The sequence below is a fragment of the Nocardia mexicana NBRC 108244 genome, assembly GCF_001613165.1.
Lineage (GTDB): Bacteria > Actinomycetota > Actinomycetes > Mycobacteriales > Mycobacteriaceae > Nocardia > Nocardia mexicana.
Map to the genome: position 1 here is coordinate 57,836 of NZ_BDBV01000032.1, position 21,432 is coordinate 79,267.

The 21,432-nt window shown below is 68.5% G+C and carries 15 protein-coding genes; 11 read left to right on the plus strand and 4 right to left on the minus strand.

Annotated features, from left to right (window positions below; genetic code table 11):
* Positions 1 to 8: 8 nt before the first annotated feature.
* The 5 genes from NM1_RS13255 to NM1_RS13275 are packed head-to-tail and all read left to right on the plus strand — an operon-like array spanning position 9 to position 4,800.
* Positions 9 to 401: a DUF742 domain-containing protein gene (locus NM1_RS13255; protein WP_068018997.1), complete on the plus strand. Its 393-nt coding sequence runs from the start codon at positions 9 to 11 to the stop codon at positions 399 to 401.
* Complete coding sequence (locus NM1_RS13260; protein ID WP_068019000.1) at positions 382 to 1,014, plus strand: GTP-binding protein; 633 nt, start codon at positions 382 to 384, stop codon at positions 1,012 to 1,014. Before NM1_RS13255 ends, NM1_RS13260 begins: the two co-directional genes overlap by 20 nt.
* Positions 1,011 to 2,309, plus strand: coding sequence for a cytochrome P450 family protein (locus tag NM1_RS13265; RefSeq protein WP_068019003.1), 1,299 nt, complete (start codon positions 1,011 to 1,013; stop codon positions 2,307 to 2,309). The genes NM1_RS13260 and NM1_RS13265 overlap by 4 nt, the downstream gene beginning before the upstream one ends.
* Complete coding sequence (locus NM1_RS13270; protein ID WP_068019007.1) at positions 2,306 to 3,541, plus strand: cytochrome P450 family protein; 1,236 nt, start codon at positions 2,306 to 2,308, stop codon at positions 3,539 to 3,541. Before NM1_RS13265 ends, NM1_RS13270 begins: the two co-directional genes overlap by 4 nt.
* A gap of 53 nt (positions 3,542 to 3,594) precedes the next feature.
* Complete coding sequence (locus NM1_RS13275; RefSeq protein WP_068019010.1) at positions 3,595 to 4,800, plus strand: AI-2E family transporter; 1,206 nt, start codon at positions 3,595 to 3,597, stop codon at positions 4,798 to 4,800.
* Positions 4,801 to 4,924: 124 nt separating this feature from the next.
* Here NM1_RS13275 and NM1_RS42210 read toward each other — a convergent pair whose 3' ends face one another.
* Positions 4,925 to 5,080, minus strand: a complete 156-nt coding sequence (locus tag NM1_RS42210; RefSeq protein ID WP_157123899.1) for a hypothetical protein — start codon at positions 5,078 to 5,080, stop codon at positions 4,925 to 4,927.
* A 490-nt stretch (positions 5,081 to 5,570) separates the two neighbouring features.
* Between NM1_RS42210 and NM1_RS13285 the strand changes: the two genes are divergently transcribed.
* The 4 genes from NM1_RS13285 (at position 5,571) to NM1_RS13300 (ending at position 8,514) form a co-directional block, all read left to right on the plus strand.
* Complete coding sequence (locus NM1_RS13285; RefSeq protein WP_068019016.1) at positions 5,571 to 5,882, plus strand: hypothetical protein; 312 nt, start codon at positions 5,571 to 5,573, stop codon at positions 5,880 to 5,882.
* Complete coding sequence (locus tag NM1_RS13290) at positions 5,870 to 6,415, plus strand: DUF6879 family protein (RefSeq protein ID WP_068019018.1); 546 nt, start codon at positions 5,870 to 5,872, stop codon at positions 6,413 to 6,415. The genes NM1_RS13285 and NM1_RS13290 overlap by 13 nt, the downstream gene beginning before the upstream one ends.
* Entirely contained in the window at positions 6,412 to 7,254 is an 843-nt protein-coding gene (locus tag NM1_RS13295; protein ID WP_068019021.1) for a helix-turn-helix domain-containing protein, read from the plus strand. The genes NM1_RS13290 and NM1_RS13295 overlap by 4 nt, the downstream gene beginning before the upstream one ends.
* 195 nt (positions 7,255 to 7,449) lie before the next feature.
* The gene (locus NM1_RS13300) at positions 7,450 to 8,514 is read left to right on the plus strand and encodes a cobalamin-independent methionine synthase II family protein (RefSeq protein ID WP_068019024.1); all 1,065 of its coding nucleotides are present in this window, start codon (positions 7,450 to 7,452) and stop codon (positions 8,512 to 8,514) included.
* 74 nt (positions 8,515 to 8,588) lie between these two features.
* Here NM1_RS13300 and NM1_RS13305 read toward each other — a convergent pair whose 3' ends face one another.
* Both NM1_RS13305 and NM1_RS13310 read right to left on the minus strand, forming a co-directional pair.
* Entirely contained in the window at positions 8,589 to 9,806 is a 1,218-nt protein-coding gene (locus tag NM1_RS13305; protein WP_068019027.1) for a cytochrome P450 family protein, read from the minus strand.
* 290 nt (positions 9,807 to 10,096) lie between these two features.
* Complete coding sequence (locus NM1_RS13310; RefSeq protein WP_084519545.1) at positions 10,097 to 12,295, minus strand: MMPL family transporter; 2,199 nt, start codon at positions 12,293 to 12,295, stop codon at positions 10,097 to 10,099.
* 360 nt (positions 12,296 to 12,655) lie between these two features.
* On the opposite strand from NM1_RS13310, the gene NM1_RS13315 reads away from it, so the two are divergent.
* Entirely contained in the window at positions 12,656 to 19,171 is a 6,516-nt protein-coding gene (locus NM1_RS13315; protein ID WP_084519572.1) for a type I polyketide synthase, read from the plus strand.
* An 81-nt stretch (positions 19,172 to 19,252) separates the two neighbouring features.
* Positions 19,253 to 20,641 carry a condensation domain-containing protein gene (locus tag NM1_RS13320; protein ID WP_068019029.1) on the plus strand — a complete coding sequence of 463 codons (1,389 nt, stop codon included), beginning with the start codon at positions 19,253 to 19,255 and terminating at the stop codon, positions 20,639 to 20,641.
* Here the strand turns inward: NM1_RS13320 and NM1_RS13325 are convergent.
* Entirely contained in the window at positions 20,634 to 21,317 is a 684-nt protein-coding gene (locus NM1_RS13325) for a hypothetical protein (protein WP_068019031.1), read from the minus strand. The genes NM1_RS13320 and NM1_RS13325 overlap by 8 nt on opposite strands.
* Between the last annotated feature and the right edge of the window lie 115 nt (positions 21,318 to 21,432).

A 21,432-nucleotide genomic window follows, 5' to 3' on the forward strand; every position in this document is an offset into this window, starting at 1 on the left:
GTGCAGCCATGAGTAGATCGGTCCGGGACGAGAGCCCGGACCGGCTGTACACGCTGACCGGAGGCCGCGCCAAGCCCGATTCGGACGCGTTCGATCTGGTCACTCTCGTTGTCAGCGAATGCGATCCGACCCCGGGCATGCAGTCGGAGCTGGTGGCCATCCTGGATATGTGCCGCGCCCCGACCGCCGTGGTCGAGATCGCCGCGGAGCTGCGCGTGCCGGTCGGCATCGCGACCGTGCTGCTGGCCGACCTGCTGCACGCGGGCCGGATCACCGTGCGCCATCCGCATACGGGTGTGCCCGGGAACCGCGGTGACACAGCGCATTCCGGTGACACATGGGTTTCGGTAACAGACGCCGCCACTTTGGAGAAGGTGCTCGTTGGACTCCGTCAGCTTTGATCAGCCACCGGCCCGGGCCGACGCGCCGCTGGACAGCACCGTCAGCCAGGGGCTGAAGATCGTCATCGTGGGCGGATTCGGCGTCGGGAAGACGACGATGGTCCGCTCGGTCAGCGAGATCCGTCCCCTCGACACCGAGGCGACGATGACGAATGTCGGTGTCGGCGTGGACGATCCGATCGGGGCGCCGGGCAAGTCGACCACCACGGTCGCCTTCGACTTCGGCCGCATCACCCTCGACGCCGAGAATGTGCTGTACCTGTTCGGCGCGCCGGGCCAGGAGCGGTTCTGGTTCCTGTGGGACCGCCTGTTCGGCGGCGCCCTCGGCGCCATCGTGCTGGTCGACCCCCGCCGCATCACCGACTGCTGGTACGCCATCGACCGGCTGGAACATCAGGGCACCCGATTCGTGGTGGCGTGCAACGACTTCGGCGGTCAGATATTTCATCCGGACGAGATCCGCGAGGCCCTGGACCTCGATCCGCAGGTGCCGCTGCTCGACTGCGACGCCCGCTCCCGGAACTCGTGCAAGCGCGTGCTGATCACCCTGGTCGAACATCTCCATACCGCCGCCCGCAATGCCGCCGCCCGCATCCCGGAGACCGCGTCATGACCACGCCCCGCCTCGATCCCGACGGTGTCGCTCGTTGCCCGGTGCCGCCCGAATCCCGGATGGTGCCGCTGAGCGGCCCGCGCTTCCACACCGACCCGCAGCACCTGTACGCCGAGATGCGTCGCGAGCACGGCCCGGTGGTGGCGGTGGAGCTGCCCGGCGGCTTCCCGGCCTGGCTGGTCATCGGCTACCGCGAACTGCACCAGGTGACCAGCGATCCGGAACTGTTCCCGCGCAACGTCGCCCTGTGGAACCAGTGGCCGAAGATCCCCGACGACTGGCCGCTGCTGCCGATGGTGGGGCGGCCCATGCCCTCGATCTATTTCACCGCGGGTACCGAGCACCGCCGGCACGTGGCCATGGTGGAACCGGCGCTGGAGTCGGTGGATCCGTTCGAGCTGCGGCGCACCTGTGAGGATCTGGCCGATCGGCTGATCGACGCCTTCTGCGGCCGCGGCGAGGCCGACCTGATGGCCGAATTCGCCGAGCCGCTACCGGTTCTCGCGCTGGCCACCATCCTCGGCTTCCCCGACGAGGAGGCGCCGGAGCTGGCGTGGGCCATGAAGAAGCTGGCCGACGGCGGCGCCGACGCGCAGGCGGCGTTCCAGCGCTTCAACGAGATGATGCGCCACATGGTGGCGACCAAGAAGGCCGCGCTGGCCAAGGGGCTGCCGGGCTCGGATCTGGTGTCGGTGATGCTGCGGCATCCGCAGCCGTTCACCGACGAGGAGTACGCGCTCGACCTGCAGGCCGTCATCGCGGCCGGTCATCTCCCCACCGCCGACTGGCTGGTGAACTCGCTGCGGCTGATGCTCACCGACGAGCGGTTCGCGGCGGCGTTCGGCGGCGGCCGCCGCAGCGTCGGCCAGGCCATGAACGAGGCGCTGTGGGAGGACACGCCCACCCAGATCCTGGCCGGGCGCTGGGCCGCGCGCGATGCCCGCTTGGCGGACAAGGTGATTCGCGCGGGCGACCTGCTGCTGCTCGGCCTGGCCGCGGCCAACGCCGATCCGCACGTGCGCCAGCATCTCGGCGACGCCGCCGAACCGGCGCACACCGGCAACAGCGCGCATTTCGCCTTCAGCCACGGCGAGTACCGCTGCCCGTTCCCGGCCCAGCAGATCGCGGAGATCATCGCGCGCACCGGGATCGAGGTGCTGCTGGACCGGCTGCCCGATATCGACCTGGCCGTGCCCGCCGCGAGCCTGGTCCGGCGGCCGTCGCCGTTCCTGCGCGGAATGACCTCTCTCCCAGTTCAATTCACTCCCGTTCGCGCGGTCGGAGGTATCCGGTGAAGTCGCAGTGCCCATTCGTCGTCGATCCGATGATCGGCGATCTCGCCGGGGAGACCGCGCACCTGCGCGACAGCGGCCCGATCACGCGGATCGAACTGCTCGGGGTGCCCGCCTGGACGATCACCGACCATGCGGTCGCCCGTCGGCTGCTCGTCGACCCGCGGCTGGTCAAGGATCTGGATGCCTGGTCGCTGTGGACCTCCGGGACGGTGACCCGGCAGTGGCCGCTGATCGGCATGATCGACGCCGGGCGGTCCATGTTCACCGTCGACGGCGCCGAGCATCGGCGATTACGGATCAAGACCACCCAGGCGCTCACCCCGCGGCGGCTGGAGGCGTTGCGGCCCATGATCGAACGGTTCACCGCGGAACTGCTCGACGATCTCGCCGCCGCGGGCGCCGGGGGCGACACGGTGGATCTGAAGGCGGTCTTCGCGTATCCGCTGCCGATGCGGGTGATCAGCGAGCTGATGGGGGTGCCGCGGTCCGACCACCCGATGCTGCTGGAGTCGTACAAGAAGTTCTTCTCCGTGCTGACCCCGCAGGACGAGCGGCTGCGGGTGATCGCGGACCTGGACGTGTACTACCGCGACATGGTGCGGGAGAAGACGGCCCGGCTGCGCGACGGTTCCCCCTCCGACGATCTCACCACCGCGCTCATCCAGGCCGACGAGGGCGGCGAGCCGCTCACCGAGGAGGAGGTGACGGGGAACCTGAAGGCGCTGGTCGCGGCCGGGCACGAGACCACCGTCAGCCTCCTGCTGTGCGCGGTGCGGGCCCTGCTGACCCACCCCGAGCAGTTCGACCGGGTCCGCGGCGGCGATATCGAGTGGAAGCAGGTGATCGAGGAGACCCTGCGCTGGGACGGCCCGGTGATCCACCTGCTGATGCGGTTCGCCACCGAGGACATCGCCGTGGGCGACACCGTGATCGAGAAGGGCGAGGGGGTCGTGATGTCGTACCGCGCGATCGGCCGCGACACCGCCGTGCACGGCGCCGACGCCGACGACTTCGACGCCACCCGCCCGACCGCGGGCCGCAACATCTCCTTCGGATACGGCCCGCACGTCTGCCCCGGCGCCGCGCTGGCCCGCCTGGAGGCGGCCGTCGCCCTCCCCGCCCTGTTCGCGCGCTTCCCCGAACTGCGGCTCGCGATCCCGGCGGGCGACCTGACGAACCTCCCGGTGCTCACCCAGAACGATATGGCGGCCTTCCCCGCGAAATTGACCTGAGTCACGGTCTGTGATCCCATCCCATACGGGCGATTCATGACAGACTTGCCCGCGTGAGTGGGCTTGCTGATTCTGCTGCCGGTGCGAACGACACGGGTGCGCCGCCGCCTCCGGATCGAGGGACGCTGATCGGGCGGGGCACGCTCTGGCTGGCGAAGTGGGCGGTGTGCATCGTCGCGATCGCGGCGGGCGGCTGGGTGCTGCAGATTCTCCTGGCCAAATTGTGGGTAGTGGTGCTGCCGGTGCTGCTGGCGATCGTGGTCGCCACGGTGCTGTGGCCGCCCACGCGCTTCCTGACCAAGCACGGCCTCCCGCCCGCCGCGGCCGCGTCGATCACCGTGCTCGGCTTCCTCGCGCTGTTCGCCGGTGTGGTGGCGTTGATCGTGCCCTCGGTGGTGGATCAGGCGCCGGAGCTGGCCGACCGGTCGACCGACGGCATCCACAAGGTGCGCGACTGGCTGCAGGGTCCGCCGCTGAAAATCGGTGACGAGCAACTGAATTCGGGCGTGGACGCGATCGTGTCCCGGTTGCAGTCCAGCTCCGAGCGGATCGCGACCGGGGTGTTCAGCGGGGTCAGCGCGGCGACCTCGGCGATCATCACGATGCTGCTGGTGCTGGTGCTGTCGTTCTTCTTCATCAAGGACGGCCCGAAGTTCCTGCCGTGGCTGCACGCCCTGTTCGGCAACCGCAGCGGGCGGCATTTCGAGGAGGTGCTGAACCGGGTCTGGGCCACGCTCGGCGGCTTCATCCGGACCCAGGCGCTGGTGAGCCTGATCGACGCCGTGTTCATCGGCGCGGGTCTGTTCATCCTGCACGTGCCGCTGGCGATGGTGCTGGCGGTGATCACCTTCATCGGCGGCTTCATCCCGATGGTCGGCGCGTTCGTGGCGGGGGCGCTGGCGGTGCTCGTCGCGCTGGTAGGCAACGGCGTCACCACGGCGCTGATCGTGCTCGGCATCATCATCGCGGTGCAGCAGCTGGAAGGCAATGTGCTGCAGCCGGTCCTGCAGAGCCGCAGCATGAAGTTGCACGCGGTGGTGGTGCTGCTCGCCGTCACCGCGGGCGGCTCGCTGTACGGGATCGTCGGCGCGTTCCTCGCGGTCCCCGTCGCCGCGGTCGGCGCGGTGGTGTTCCGGTACGTGGGCGAGCAGATGGACGTGATCGCCACGCCGTCACCGGATGCGGCGGACGAGGCAACGGCAGACGAGAGGACAGCGGACAAGGCGGTGCAGGATGGAGGCACGGCGATTACCGAGTAGGCCTCGCCCATACCCACGACACGGCTCGCCAGCGGTGTGGTCTCCCGTCATTCCCGCAAATTCCAGGATCATGACGCGAGACCGCCTCGTAACTACCCACCCGCGTGCGTGCGTGCGGAATGGGCTACCGGCCGGTCTCGCCGTCCTCTTCTTTGATGCGCCGCGAAATCGCTTGTACTGTCTTGTCTTTCAGTACTCGTTGCGGCCACACGATCGCCGTGATGAGCACGAGCAGTGGTATCCCGATGGCAATGGCCAGTCCGGCAGTCGTATTACTCATCCGTTGTCCCAGGCGAACACTCGCCATATCGGAGCATCTGATGGAAACCCGTTGCCCGGTGCGACGGATTTGACTTCGATGCGGTAGCGCGGCGTCCGTTGCTTCAGTGCGGCAACGAATCTCACGATCGCGTCGGCTCGGTCCGTGTACACGAGAGTGGGATGTTTCCGGCGCGGGCCGAAATCTACGTGCACGACCCCTTGCGACAGTCTGAGTGTGGCGGTCATCGTGGCCTCTTCTCGTTTGGTGTGGAAGGCAGATCGGGTCCGGGATTGCACTGCGACACCCGGTGGGCCGCCTGCCCTCACGTAGGGCGGGGCCAGGTGGCAACCACCGCACCCGAGCGCCATCTGTGACGCTAGAAGCCGCTGACTACGCGGCACATCGAAATTGCGGATGATTGCGAACAGCTTCAGAACAAGGCGCTGCAATAGCCGGTATTCGCTGGGAGCATTGCGGTGTCAGTTCCGATTCCGCAAGGAGAGCCCTCATGACCACCACACCCGTCCCATTACGGCTGCTCGGCTCCGGATCGAAAGACGGCGGCTGCCCTGCCCTGTACGCCGAAGACGACATCGACGCACTGATCGTGCAGGGCATCGCCGCCCGCAATGGCGGAGCCGTTCTCGTGCCACACGCTCTACTCGACTGGGCTGAACCCGGATCGCGCCTCACTGTCGAAACCACCGACACCCCCGGCACGGTGCTCGTCACCGGGATGCCGGTCACCGGCAATGTGAAGGCCCGGCTTACCTTGGACCCGGACGAAACCGCAGTGGAGGTACCCCGATGCGCGCTATAACCGGCGAACTTGCCGGAGAAGGCATCTACGCCGAGTACTTCCGCGCTGCATTTTCCAGCGCCGTCCACGTGGAAGTGCAGGACAACTACGGCGTGCCCGACGAATACGAGCCGCTTGCCCGCTGGCGCGACACCGGCGAGATCGTGGAAACGGACGGCGGACGCCAATGGGCTGCGCTGGTCGCCGAGACGACCGCACGCGGGGTCACGGTGGCGCGGGTGCGAGTCGTGACCGTGCCGCACAGTGAATACACGGGTTGGCTGCTGGCCGCCAGTGCTCCCAATGCTGCGGCGGGAGAGCAGATTCGCTGGCTACCTCGCCACTTGGCCGATACGCCACCGGCTGATGACTATTGGCTGTTCGATGAGTCCACGGTCGCGTTCAATACCGTCGACGGCGACGGCGACACCGTAGGACTGGCCGTGACCACCGATCCCGCAATCGCCGAACTCTGTGTCGCCGCATGGAATCGTTTGTGGAGCAAGGGAATCGACCACACCACCTATCTCGAGTCGGAGTACGCCACCCGGTGAATACGAGTGTCGGACAGGCCAGGGCGGCCCTCGGAGCGCGGTTGCGTGAGCTCCGCAGGGACGCCCACCTGTCCGGCAAAGCCCTTGCCACAGCGTGCGATTGGCACCCGGCGAAGACTTCACGAATCGAACTCGGTAAGCAACAGCCCAGCGAGGACGATCTACTTGCGTGGTGCCGCGCCACGGCGTCGATGCTGGTCTATGACGACCTCGTCGCCACACTTCGCAACATCCAATCGGCGTATTTGGAATGGCGGCGCGTCGTCGCGTCCGGCCGGGCGCACCGGCAACGCCAGTCCCTCGAGATCGAAGGCCGAGCCCGGCATATCCGGTGGTTCGAGAACTGGGTGGTTCCCGGCCTCCTCCAGACTCCGGCGTACGCGAAAGCGATACTCACCGAGTGCCGGGCGTTGGTGCCCGGCGGGCGCGACGACCTGGACGAAGCGGTCACGATCCGCATGGCCCGGCAACGTATCCTCCAGTCGGGCACGCGACGGTTCGCGTTCGTCATCGGTGAGGCCGCCCTGTGGCAGACGGTGGGAACTCGGACCGTCATGGTCGAACAGATGCACACCCTCATCCAGCACGCCGACAACCCCCGCGTTGATCTCGCCGTGGTCCCGCTATCGGCGAACGCGCCTGTCGGTTCTCATGGGTTCTCGATATTCGACCGAGTCCGGGTGATGGTGGAGACCATCTCCGCCGAGCTGACGGTCACCCGGCCGTCAGAGATCGCGGTGTACGACGATGCGTTCCGGATCATGCACGGCATGGCCCTGCACGGCGAGGCGGCAACCGAACTCATAGCGAAGATCGCCGAGTGGCACGAAAAGCACTGAACGCCCGCCTGAACGGCACGCAGTCGCGTCCGTCGGTGTTTGCCACTCAACACACCAATTACTACCCCGGTCATTCCGGCACGCATTGGCCGGGATCACAAGATATTGCCGTCGGCAACGGATGTCCGAATGAATTCTCAACTGGCGCAGATCATTCAGCGACGAGACAAGGACTCTGCGGCTTACACTCGCGGCGTGAGCATTCCCACAGAACCCATCGGCAGCATTCCGCGGCCCGCTGATCTGCTGGCGGCCATGACATCACACGGGGCGGGCGAGGTGGACGACGCCGCGCTCGCCGCGATCCAGGAGCGCGCGGTCTCGGACACCCTCGCGGCACTGACCTCCCTCGGCTCGCCGGTCGTCACCGACGGCGAACAGTCCAAGCCGAGCTTCGCCACCTACCCGATCGCCGGGCTGCCGGGCCTGGCGCCCGACGGCGCGGTCATCCCGTTCGCGGACGGGCATCAGCGCCAACTGCCGCGGCTCACCGCCGGGCCGTTCCGGTACCAGGTGTACGCGGAGAGCTACCTCCGTGCGGCACAACAGCATTCGCAGGTGCCGGTGAAACAGGCGGTGATCGCGCCGTCCGCGCTGAGCCTGCTGTACCCGGCCGACGGTATCGACGGGTACAGCCGCGAGCAGTTCCTGGCGGATCTGGCCGACGAGGCGGAGAAGGACATCCGCGGCTGTCTCGACGCGGGCGCGCACATGGTGCAGCTGGACTTCACCGAGGGCCGGTTGTCGCTGAAGCTGGACCCCAGCGGGGGAGTGCTCGACAGCTTCATCGAGCTGAACAACACGGTGCTGGAACGCTTCTCGGAGGCCGAGCGGGCGCGGATTGGCGTGCACACCTGCCCCGGCGGGGATCAGGACTCCACGCACAGCCTCGACGTCGACTACACGGCACTGCTGCCGAAACTGTTGCAGCTGAAGGCCGGTGCGTTCTACGTGCAGCTCGCGAGCGAGCCGGAGCCGGACAAGATCCTGGCGGTCATCGCCGAGCATCTGCCCGCCGCGGCGCGCATCTTCGTGGGCGTGACCGACCCCATCGATCCGCGGGTGGAGACCCCGGAGGAGGTTCGCGACCGGGTAGTGAACGCCGCCCGCTACCTGCCCGCCGACCGCCTGGGCACCTGCGACGACTGCGGTTTCGCGCCGTTCGCCGACGACGTGTCGACATCACGGGAGATCGCCTTCGCCAAGATCCGCGCCCGGGTCGCCGGAACCGCCCTGGCCGCAACGGAATTGGGGATCTGACGGTCCCGGCGTTCGCCGGGACGACGGAGATTCGCAGCGGGATGCGAGGTCCCGCTGCGATTGCTCCGTCGTGGTCAGTCCGTCGGCGCGGTGAGACTGACCGGGAGTGCGGTGAGGCCGCGGATCAACAGGCTCTTACGCCAGGACAATTCGCCGAATTCGCCGTCCAGCGCGATGTCCGGGAACCGGTCCAGCAGCCGCGTGAGCGCGACGGTGGCCTCCATCCTGGCCAGTGCGGCGCCGACGCAGAAGTGGATCCCGTGCCCGAAGGCCACGTGCCGGTTGTCCTCGCGACCGGCATGGATCCGGTCCGGTTCGGCGAAACGCTCCGGATCGCGGTTGACGGCCGCGAGGGAGATCATGATGAACTCGCCCGCGTCGATGTGCTGGTCGCCCAGCGTGATCGGCGCGGTGGTGTAGCGGGCCGTGGCCAGGTGGACCGGGCCCTGGCAGCGCAGCAGCTCCTCGAGGTAGGCGGGGATCTCGTCGGGATGCGCCCGCAGCCGCGCGGCCGTCGGCGGATCGCGCAGCAGTTCGAGCACCGCGTTGCCGATCAGGTTCACGGTGGTCTCGTGACCCGCCGCCAGCAGCAGCAACATCAGTGAGATGAGCTCCTGCTGATCGAGCCGGTCGTCGTCGTCCTTCGCGACGATGAGTTCCGAGAGCAGGTCGGCGCCGGGGTTCTCGCGGCGCGCGGCGATCAGCTCGGTCAGGTAGGTGAAGAACGCGATCCCGGCGGTGGTGCGCTCCTCGATGCTGGCCGAGTCGTTGACGATAACGGCTGTCCAGGAACGGAAGTCGTCCTTGTCGTCGTCGGGCACGCCCAGCAGTTCGCAGATCACCGCGATCGGCAGCGGAAAGGCGTAGCTGTCGAGCAGGTCCACGCCGTCCCGCTCGCCCATGGCGTCGAGCAGGTCATCGGCGATCGCGGTGATGCGCGGACCGAGGTCGCGGATCGCGCGCCCGGCGAACGCCGGGGCCACCAGCCGCCGCAGCCGCGTGTGCTGCGGCGGGTCCGCGAACAGCATGTTGTCGTTGATGGCGCCGTTGATCATCTCGGCCGCACCGTTTTTCGCCAGGACGGCCTGGCCCTCCGCGGACCCGACGTTCTTGCTGATGTTCGGCTCCACGAAGGCCTGCTTGGCCACATCGTGGTCCACGACCAGCCAGCCGAGCACGCCGTCCAGCTTGATCCGGTGGATGGGCCCGCGCTGCCGCAGTGTCCGGTAGACCGCATGCGGGTCCTGGTAGAACTCGTCGGTCAGCTCGAGGACCTCGGTGGCGGCCGTCACGAGCGGCTGCCGGTCGTCGCGGCGCCGGACGGGGCTGAATGAGAAGTAGATGTGCGGGGAATCGGGTTGTGCACTTGCCTCAATCCTTTCGATAATCGAACGGTTCGGCGTACGCGAGGGTCGAGCGGTTTTCGATCGCTACCTTGAACGGAGACCGCGAAAAATCGGACTTGCTACGCGTTCGGGACGCCCAATGTCCGCGTGCCCGAGCACTTTCCGCGCCGGGATTATTACACAGCAACCTCCTGGCTTCCCAAATCGCCTGGTGCCGTGCGGCGTCCGCCGGGCGATCAGGTTCGGGAAGGTGCAGGCCGGGAGGTCGGCACGGTCACCGGCGGGTCGACAGGAGCTTCCGGTGGGGGAGTGCGCCGCAGCCAGGACGGTGCCCACCAGCAGGCGTCGCCGAGCAGCTTCATGGTGGCGGGGACGAGCAGCATCCGCAGGATCACGGCGTCGATGAACAGTGCCGCGACCATGCCGACCGCGATGTACTGCATCATCACCAGATCGGAGAGGGCGAACGCGCCGGTGACCACCAGCAGGATCAGCGCGGCCGCCGTGATGATCCGGCCGGTGCGGGCGATGCCGGTGCGGACCGCCTCGGCGGTGGTGGCGCCCGCCGCCCGTGCCTCGACGATGCGAGCCAGCAGGAACACCTCGTAATCGGTGGACAGGCCGTAGATCACGGAGATGATGAGCACGAGGATCAGCGACATGATCGGCTGCGGGGTGAATCCCAGCAGCCCGGCGCCGTGGCCCTCGATGAAGATCCAGGTCAGTATGCCGAGCGTCGATCCGAGCCCGAGCAGATTCAGCAGGCCCGCCTTGAGCGGCAGCACCAGCGAGCCGAAGGTCAGTACCAGCAGCGCGGTGGTGGCGAGAAATACCAGCGCGATCATGAACGGCATCCGGTGCACGAGCGCGTCGATACTGTCCTTCTCCACCGCCGGTTGGCCGCCGACCATGACCGTCGTGCCGTTCGGCAGCGGCATCGAGCGCAGATAGTCGATGGTGGCCTCGGCGTCGGCTCCGGGCGCGAGCACGGTATTGGTGGTGAAGACGCTCGGTTGCGCCGGGCGCTTGAAGGGTTCGGGGAATGCCGCGGCCAGGCCGGGAGCCCGATTGGCCTGTGCCAGAACCGTTTCGGTGGTGGCGGAGTTGTAGGTGACGATGACGAGGTCGACCGGATCGATCTGCCGCAGGGGGAAGATCTCGTCGAAATGCTGCTGCGCCAGCCGAGTCGGATGCTCCGGGGGCAGGAAGCGTTCGCTGATGCTGCCGAAGACGATGTGCTGCACCGGGGCGATCAGGAGCAGCAACCCCGCGGTGACCGAAACCGTCACGGCCACCGGTCGTTTCATCACCCATCCGGCCACCCGGCCCCAGACGTTGTCCCGCTCCTCGCCGCGTGTCCCGATCCGGCGGAACCAGGGGATCCCCAGCCAGTCCACCCGGCGGCCGAGCACGGCGAGCATGGCGGGCAGCAGCGTGACGGAGGTCAGCGCGGCCAGCGCGACGGTGACCATGGAGCCGTAGGCGAACGAGCGCAGGAAGCCCTGCGGAAACACCAGAATGCCGCCCGCGGCGACCACGACGATGGTGGCGGAGAACAGGACGGTGCGGCCCGCGGTCGACACCGAACGCCGCACCGCCGTCGGCACCTCGCTGCCGTCGGCGAGCTCCTCGCGGAAGCGGCTCAGGATGAACAGCCCGTAGTCGATGGCCAGTCCCAAACCGATCATCGAAACGACCGGTGAGACAAACGAATTCACCTCGGTGACGGTGGTGAGCGCGCGAATGATCCCCCAGGCGCCGAGCACGGTGAGCCCGCCCACGATCAGCGGGAGGGCCGCGGCGACGACGCCCCCGAAGAGGAAGAACAGCAGCACCGCGACCGCCGGAACGGCGAACAGCTCCATCCGGCGCTGGTCGTGGGTCATGGTGTCGTTCAGCGCGCCCGCGACCGGCTGGCCACCCGCGATCTCCATATCGATGCCCGGAATGGCCAGGGCATCGGCGATTTTGCGGTAATTGCGCATCTGCGCGGTGTCGTCGGCGCCCTTGACTCCCAGCGAGGCGAAGGCGTGGTTACGGTCCGCGGAGCCGAAGAGATCGGGCAGGGCCATACCGGTTTCGGTCTGCCAGTACGCGGCGTTGATCCGGTCGATCTGGTCCGGAAAACGCTGCGGCAGCCTGTCGAGACTCTGCACGATCGTGCGGCTGAAGTCGGGGTCGTCGACGGTCTTGCCCGGCGGCGCGTGGAAAAGCAGGATCACATCGGCACTGTGATCGGTCCCGAAGACCTGATCCCTCAACTGCGCCACCCGCACCGATTCCGACGAGGGATCGTCCCAGCCGCTGGAGCTCAGGCGGTCGCCGAGGCCGAGCCCGTACGCGCCGAGCGCGAGGAGTCCGAGCACGGTCACGCCGATTACCGTGAATCGCCGCCGTACCACGGTATCTGCCCAGTACCTGAACTCGGCGAACAACCGTCGCCTCCCTCACTGCCGATGCGCGGATCGGCTCGCAACCTACCAACCCCGGCGGTGGCGCCAGGAGGGAAAACCCGAGTATTCCGAACCAGCACAATGAAAGCCCGATGCCATTGTGAAATTCACCGAAATAATCATCGGTGAATGATGCCTTTCCCTGGTCGGCAGGTGTCGACTAGGTCGTATCACAGTCGGGGACAGGTGATTTCGGCAGACTTTACAAAATGCCCGGCGAACCGTGTCGGCATTGTTATGTGTGGACCATGCTTGGCCTCATCGGCCAGCTCGCTGGGCCTCTATCGAGCACGTCGCAGGACAGAGCGGCGATCGGAAAACCGGAAGCACGGAGGGATGTGCGTGTCGGATATCGCAATTGTGGGTATCGGCTGTCGATTTGCGGGTGGAATCGATTCGCCCGACACGTTCTGGGACTTCGTCGTGGACAAACGCGACGGCGTCGTCGAGATTCCAGCGGACAGGTGGGACTACCGCCGCTACTACGACCCGGAACCACGCACCCCGGGCCGCATGTACACCAAGCGCGGCGCGTTCATGACGGTCGACCCGTGGGAGTTCGACCCGGACTTCTTCGGGATCTCACCCCGCGAGGCCACGGTGCTGGATCCGCAGCAGCGGCTGATGCTCGAGGTGACCTGGGAGGCGCTCGACGACGCGGGGATCGCGGGGCGCACGGCCGGTGAGTCGGTCGGTGTCTACGTCGGCGGGTTCGTGGTGGACCAGTCGGTGATCGGCGTGGTGGGCCCGGCCCTGTTCCACACCGATATGCACACCCCCGCCAGCGCGTCCTACACCATGCTGTCCAACCGAATCGCCTACGCGCTCAACCTGGTCGGGCCCGCGCTGACCGTCGATACGGCGTGCTCCTCGTCGCTGGTCGCCTTCCACCTGGCCTGCCAGGCGCTCGACAACGGCGACTGCAAGGTCGCGCTGGCGGGCGGGGTCAACGTGATGCTGCAGCCGGAGACGTTCGTGCTGATGTGCAAGGGCGGCTTCCTGGCCACCGACGGCCGCTGCAAATCCTTCGACGCCGGCGCCGACGGATACGGCCGCGGCGAGGGCGCGGGCATGGTCGCGCTGAAGAAGCTCGATGACGCGGTGGCCGACGGCGACCGCATCTACGCCGTGGTCAAGGCCACCGGCTCCAACCAGGACGGGCGCACGACCGCGATCACGGTGCCGAATGTCGACTCCCAGGAGTCGCTGGCCCGAAGCGTCTGCACGCGTGCGGGTCTGGCGCCGGATTCGATCACCTACCTCGAGGCGCACGGCACCGGCACCCTGGTCGGTGACCCCGTCGAACTCCGGGCGCTCGGACGGGTCTTCGGCGCGCCGTCCGGGCGTACCGGAACCATCGGTGTCGGGTCGATCAAGGCCACGATCGGCCACACCGAGGCGGCCGCCGGGGTCGCCAGCGTGATCAAGGCGGCGCTGGCGATTCACCACCGCACGGTGCCGCCGCAGGGCTGGCTCGACAAGCCCAATCCGGACATTCCGTTCGACGAGCTGGGGCTGCACGTGCAGGTCGACGCCGAGCCGCTGGCCGCGGAGGCGGGCCCGATGACCGTCGCGGTCAACGGCTTCGGCTACGGCGGCACCAATGCGCACGCGATCCTGCAGGAGTACGGTGCCGCGCCGGTGGCCCCGAACGCCGAGCCCGCGCGGCACTTCGGGATTCTGCCCATCTCCGCCCGGAGCACCGGCGGCGCCCGCGCCCTGGCGGGCCGCTTCGCCGACCTGATCACCTCCGGCGCCGATCCGGAACGGCTCGCCGAGGCGGCGTGGACCCGGATGGCGCATCATCCGTACCGCACGGGTGTGCTCGTCGGCGATACCGACGAGGTGATCCGGGAACTGCGGGACTATGCGGCGGGGGACGGCCGGGACGCGGCCCGCGCCATCATCTCCCGCGGCGCGGAGCCGGTGTTCGTGTTCTCCGGCATGGGCCCGCAGCACTGGCGGATGGGGCGCGAACTGCTCTCCGCCGGAGGCATTTTCGCCGATACCGCGGAGCGGATCGATGCGGAGTTCCGGGACGTCGCGGGCTGGTCGATCATCGAGGAGCTGCGGCGCGACGAGGACGAGTCGCGGGTCACCCACACGGAGGTGGCGCAGCCCGCCAACTTCCTGGTGCAGGTGGCGCTGGCGAGCGAGCTCGCCGAGTACGGCATCACCCCGGCCGCCATCGTGGGCCACAGCGTGGGCGAGGTGTCGGCGGCGTACGTGAGCGGCATGCTGTCGCTGCCGGACGCGGTGCGGGTCGCCTACCACCGGGCCCGGCTGCAGGCCACCACCGCCGGATCGGGCGGCATGCTCGCGGTCGGGCTGACCGCGGAACAGGCGCGCGAACTCGTCGGTGACGATCCCGGCGTGGATATCGCGGCGATCAACAGCGCGAGCGGCGTCACCCTCTCCGGCGACGCCGCGCGCCTGGACGAGATCGCCGAAAAGCTCACCGAGGACGGCACTTTCGCCCGGCGCCTGCGCGTGGAGGTGCCGTACCACAGCCGGTTGATGGATCCGATCCTCGACGATCTGCGTACCGCGCTGGCCGAGCTGTCGCCGAAGATCCCGGAGATACCGCTGTATTCGACCGTCACCGGCGGCCGGGTCAGCGAGGGCGACTGGGACGCCGACTACTGGTGCGCGAACGTGCGCCAGCCGGTGCGGTTCGCCACGGCGATCACCGAACTCATCGGCGCGGGCAGCCGGGTGTTCCTCGAGGTCGGCCCGCATCCGGTGCTGTCGGGCAATATTCGCGAGGCGCTGCTGGGCGCGGACGTGAACGGGACCACGGTGCCGACCCTGGACCGCACCCAGTCCGATCTCGACAGCATTCGCCGCACCCTCATCGGCCTGCACGCTGCCGGGGTGCTGGATCGCGAGCTGCTGTTCCCGGCGGACCGCCCGGCCACCGCGCACGTACCGCTGCCGCGCTACCCGTGGCAGCGGGCCCGATTGCATTCCGCCCTGCCGCTTTTCGAGCAGGCGCGGCTGGGCACGCCGGGCACCTACGCCATGCTCGGCGACCCGGATGTGGAAGGACGCCCGGACTGGCTGCTGCAGGTCGGGACCGAGCTGCTGCCGTGGCTGGCCGATCACGTGGTCAACGGGATCCGGATCATGCCGGGCGCCGCGTACCTGGACGCCGCGCTCAGCGCGACCGCCACCCGCATCGGCGCGAAACGGGTTGCGCTGGAACAGGTCCGGTTCGTCGCGCCGCTCATCATGGGCGCACCCGACGTCCCCCTGGTGGCGATGACCGTGGAGGAGGCGAGCGGGCGCTTCCAGATCCGGTCGCGCAGCGCGACGGGCACGGCGTGGACCGTGCACGCATACGGGCGGACGCTGACCGGCAGCCACGAGCAGACCAAGGCGGCGGTGCCCAGCATCGACGTCGGCATCGATATCGATCCGGAGATGTTCTACTCCGGCCTGGCCGCGGCCGGGCTGCAGTACGGCCCGTCGTTCCGGCGGGTGCGATCGGTGCGGGTCGGCCGGGACGCCGTGGTGGCGACGGTCGACGGGACGATCGCCGCGGACTCCGGACATCTCGCGCACCCGGCGGTGGTCGACGCGGCCATGCAGAGCGCCGCGCTGCTGTTCGCCGAGGAGCGGATCGACGAGGGCGTCATGGTGCCCGTCGGGGTGGCGGCGGTCCGGCTGCTCGCGGAACTCCCCGAGGAGATCACCGTGGTCGCCCGGCGCAGCACGCACGCGCGGCTGCGCGCCGACGTGGACCTGCTCGACGGCGACCAGAACCTGGTGATGCGGCTGACCGGGCTGCAGATCGGCGCGCTGAAACCCGGCGACGATCCGCTGCACCGGATGGCCGACTTCTACTACCACGAGACGATGGAGGAACGCGAGCCGCTCGATCGCGCCGCGCTGGCCGAGGCCGGAACGGCTGCCACCGTGGTCGTGGCGCTCGGATCCGGCGACCGCGCAGGGGAACTCGCCGCCGCGATCCCGGGATCGCGATTGTACGTGGCGGATTCGGCCGGGCCGAATCTGGAGACCGACCTGATCGCGAACCTGGAGGCCGCCAAGGCGGAGGAGAAGAAGCGGCTGCACGTGTGTGTCGTCGCGGGCGCCGCCGACGCGGACGATCTGGCGGCCCTGTGGACGCTGAAGCGGATCGCCGTGGCCGTGGCCGGATTCGCGAACCCGGAGGCGGAGGGCGAGACGCCGCAGACGGTCTTCGGCGACGGTTCCGTGCACGCCACCCTGGTGACGGAGCGGGCATTCACCCTGCCCGACAGCGCGATTGCGCCGAACCCCGAACAGGCGGCGCTGGCCGGTGCGCGCCGGGTGCTGCTCAACGAGCAGACCCCGCTGCGCTGGCGGCTCATCGATGTGGAACCGGGCACGGCCGTCTCCGAGATCGTCACGGAACTGGGTGTGCCGGGCGCGTTTTCGCTCGACAACGTCGACGAGGTGCTGCTGCGGAACGGCAAGCGCTGGGCCCCCGTGGTGACCAAACCCATGGAGGAACGCCTCGAGATCCTGGACACGCCGGAGCCGCTGACCGATCCGGAGGTCAACTTCGAGCTCGAACTGCCCCGGACCCGGCTGCTGTCGGCGCTGGCCTGGCGCGAATGTCCGCGCCGCGCACCGGGACCCGGCGAGGTCGAGGTCCGCATGCAGGTCATCGGGCTGAACTACAAGGATCCGCTCAAGGTCATCGGCCTGCTCGGCGAGCGCGAGCTGGCGCCGACCTACTTCGGCACCGTGCCCGGGATGGAGGGCGCCGGAACGGTCGTGCGGGTCGGGGAGGGGGTCGACGACCTCGCGCCCGGCGACCTGGTCGCGGTGGCGTCCAAGGGCATGATGCGGCGCTACGCCCTCGTCGACCGGCAGCTGGTGGTCGCGCTGCCGCCCGACGCCGACCCCGGATACTGCACGAGCACAATCGCATTCGGCACGGCGGAATACGCGCTGCTCGATCTGGCCCGGCTCGAACCGGGCGAGACGGTGCTGATCCACGGCGCCGCGGGCGGCGTCGGCACGGCCGCCATCCAGGTCGCCAAGGCGATCGGCGCGCGCATCATCGGCACCGCGAGCACCGACGAGCGGCGGGCACACGTGCTGGCGCTGGGCGCCGACCACGCGGTGAACTCGCGCTCGCTCAACTTCGTGGACGACGTCCTGGAGCTGACCGACGGCAAGGGCGCCGAGGTGGTGCTCAGCAGCGCCCCGGGCGAGATCCTGCGCCAGAACTTCAATGCCGCGGCGGAATTCGGGCGCATCGTGGAGGTCGGCAAGGCCGACATCTACACCGGCGGCCTGCTGGAGCTGGCCAATTTCGACAAGAACCTGTCGTACTTCTCGATGGATCTGGACCGCCTGGTGGCGGTGCGTCCGCAGCGGCTGGCGCGCCTGCTGGAGCGGGTGTACGAAAAGGTCTCGGCGGGCACCTACACGCCGCTGCCGTACCAGATGTTCGACACCCAGGACGTCGGCAAGGCCTTCGAGGAGACCATCCGGTCGACCCGGCTCACCCGGATCGCCCTGCGCATGGACTCACCGGAACCGCCCGTCCGGCCGTACCTTCCCGAGATCGAAATACACGAGGACGCAAGCTATCTCGTCACCGGCGGCTTCGGTGGATTCGGGCTGGCCACCGGCCGGTGGCTGGCACTGCGGGGCGCGCGGCGGCTGGTGCTGCTGGGCCGCAGCGGCCCGACCACCGAGGAGGCGCGGCGGCAGCTCGAGGCCTGGCGCACGGTGGGCATCGAGGTGGTCGAGGAACTCGTCGACGTGACCGACGCCGCGGCCGTGGCCGAGGTGGTGGCGCGGGCCCACAGCGCCGAACACCCGCTGCGCGGTGTGTTCCACGCGGCCGGGGCCGTGGCAGACAATCGGATCAGCAAGATGGAGTTCGAGCAACTCGACAGGGTCTATCGGCCGAAGGTGCACGGCGCGCGCATACTGCACGACGCGATCGCCGACGCCGGCATCACGCTGGACATGTTCGTCCTCTATTCCTCCGGCGGTTCGATGTACGGTATCTACGGCCAATACAACTACTGCGCGGCCAATGTCGCGGTCGAGACGATGGCCGAGGCGTGGTCCCGGGCGGGCGAGCGGGCGCTGTGCATCGGCTGGGGGCATCTGTCCGGGGCGACGGGCGGCATGGCGGCCGACGAGACGGCCCTCAAGTACCTCGATCTGGTGGGCTTCGGCCCGATCGATATGTCCGACGCCACCGCGTACATGGAGCAGACGCTGCGGCTCGGGGCGAGCCGCGCGGCGATCATCCCGACCGACTGGGCCAAGCTCACCGGCACCTTCCCGCAGCTGACCCGCACCGGCCGCACCATCTCGCTGGCGCAGGCCTCCGCCAAGGACACCTCCGAACTGGCCCAGCTGCGAGCCGAATTGGCCGCGATGGAGGACACCAAGCGCGGGCCCTACGTGGCGCGCAAGATGGCCGAGGAACTGGCTGTGGTGATGGGGGTGCCGGTGGAGTCGATCGACATGACCGTGCCCGTGCCCGAACTGGGGCTGGACTCGCTGATGGCCGTCGAACTCGGTGCCCGCGTCACCAAGACCCTCGGCATCGACCTGATGTCGCTGCAGATGGGCCGGTCGTTCAGCCTGGAGCAGGCCGGTCCCAAGGTGGCCGAGCTGATCCTCGCCCACGAACCCGACAAGCCCCAGCCGCTGCCCGAGCCGGGGATGGTGGCGGCGGACGGCGCCGGGGCTGTGTCCAACGGAGCCGGGACCAACGGCACCGCGACCAATGGGTCCGGGCACGGAAGTTCCGGGGGCGACCAGCACGGGGGCACCGCAGAAGGGAACGGGTCGTCGCCGGACAACGCGGTCGCCGAGGCGGCGGCAGCACGGCAGTGATCGTCGCCTACCCGGGCGCCCCACCGTCATCCCGGCGAACGCCGGGACCGCATCTCACCATCGACGAATCGAGGTATCGCCGTGGTCGATTTCGGCCTGATCGATGAATGGGAGCCCGCCCCCGGGCGGCTTGTCACCTGGGTGGCCTCACCCGAATCGGTGGAGCTGGCCAGGCAGGCTCCCGTGCACCACTCCCCGCCGTCCCACCAGCAGGAGCAGTATCTGCGCCTGGCCGACCGGCACTCCGCCGCCGAATTCCGTTTCTCCGGCCTGTGCCTGGTGACGGCCGAGATCCCGACCGCGGACCTGGACCGGGAGGCGATGACGCGGGTCATCAACGCATTCCTGTTGCGGCACGACACCTTCCGGACGTGGTTCTCCATCGATTCCGGCGGAGCCGTGCGGCGACACCTGGTCCCGGCCGACGCGGTCGACTTCGTCCCGGTCGACTACGGGCGAATCGATGATGCCGAGGCGATCCGCGAACACGTGCAGAAGACCACTCCCGGCCCGTTCCAATGGGATTGCTTCACCTTCGGCGTGATCGAGCACGGCGAGTCGACCACCGTCTACCTGGCGGTCGACCACCTGCACACCGACGGCCTCGGGCAATACCTGTCGTGCTTCGACCTCGCCCAGCTCTACGCGAACGAGGTCTGGGAGGACACGGGCGAATTGTCCCCGGCCGCCAGCTATCTCGACTACTGCGTGATGGAGCGCGAGTACACCTCCCGGTTGACCCTCGCCTCGCCGGGCGTCCGGAAGTGGCTGGAGCTGATCCGCGGCAACGACAACGAACTGCCCAGCTTCCCTTTGGATCTCGGGAAGCGGAAGGACGGGTACAACCGCAGCGCGCATCGCAGCATCCAGCTGCTGGACGAAGAGGGGGCGCTCCGCTTCGAACGCGTCTGCCGCGAGCACGACGCCGAATTCGTGGGCGGCGCCTTCGCCGCGGCCGCGCTGGCCGAACGCGAACTCACCGGCAGCGACTACTACTTCGGCATGACGCCGATCAGTACCCGCACCACGGCCGCGGAGCGCTCCTCGGTCGGCTGGTACGTGACGCTCGTCCCGGTGGCGTTCCCGATGGGCCCCACCACCCCGGTCACCCGCGCGCTGACCATCGCCCAGCGCGCCTACGAGAACGGTTTACGCCTGGGGCCCACGTCGTTTCACCGCGTCGTGGAACTGCTGCCGAGCGATTCCGAGATCAAGGCGCGGCCGGGCTGGTCGACGCCGATGATCTCCTATGTCGACGCCCGCGACTTCACCGGGCACGAGTTCTTCGACGAGGTGACCGCCGGTGTCTACGCCAACCGCGCCGCCTCCGAGGAGGTCCTGATCTGGATCAACCGGCTGCCGACGGGGACCTCGCTGAGCGTCATCTACCCCGACACCCCGGTCGCGAACGACTCGGTGGAGCGCTATGTCGCGGCCGTGCACGCGGTGTTCGCGGAGATCGCTAGCTGACCAGTTCGAGCACTCCGCGGGGCGCGGACGGCATCGGCTGGGTCGGGAAGCCGAACCGCACCAGCCGATGCGGCGGCGCCGCCTCGAAATGCGCCACCGACGGCGGCAGCAGCCCGCCGATCATCTTGTCCAGCAAGGTGTTGACCTGCGCGAAGCCCGGCCGCAGCAGCACCTGCCAGCAGGGCACACTGCCCGCCGGGACCTCCACGGTCGTCTGCTTGTCCACCTTCGACGTCAGCGGCCAGTGCAGCGAGAAGGCCAGCCACAGCTCGAGCGATTCGGTGGCCCCCTCGGTGAAATCCAGCCCGCGCAGCAATGTCATGCCGCCGAGCAGCGGCATGACATTCGGCGGGAACGGCGCGATGTCACCGCTGAGCCGCACGTGTGTGGTATCGACGAAATGTGCCTCCTCCCGCGATACGACCGTATCGCCGGATCGTGTTTCGGCGTAATAGTCCTGCGCGCACAGCCATTCGCCGTTCCGCTGAAATCGCTGTTCGATCGTCAGCGTGAGATTGTCCGTGCCCACGTCGGCCTCGGTGGTCGAGCGGTAGCCGCGGGCCTCGCGCGCCACCACGGTGGTCAGCTCGTGCCGCTGCGGCCGGTCCGCGATGCCGACGGCGTAGACGGATTTCTCGCCGTCGGGAATTCCCGGGTCACGGAAAGCGGTGCGCACCAGTCCTCCTTGCGATGTCGGGATAGCGGTATTGAATCGGCTGGCCGCCGCGCGGAACGACCGAACCCCGAATCCCTACGACACTTCACAATTCGTGGTGACGCGAAAGTAGCTG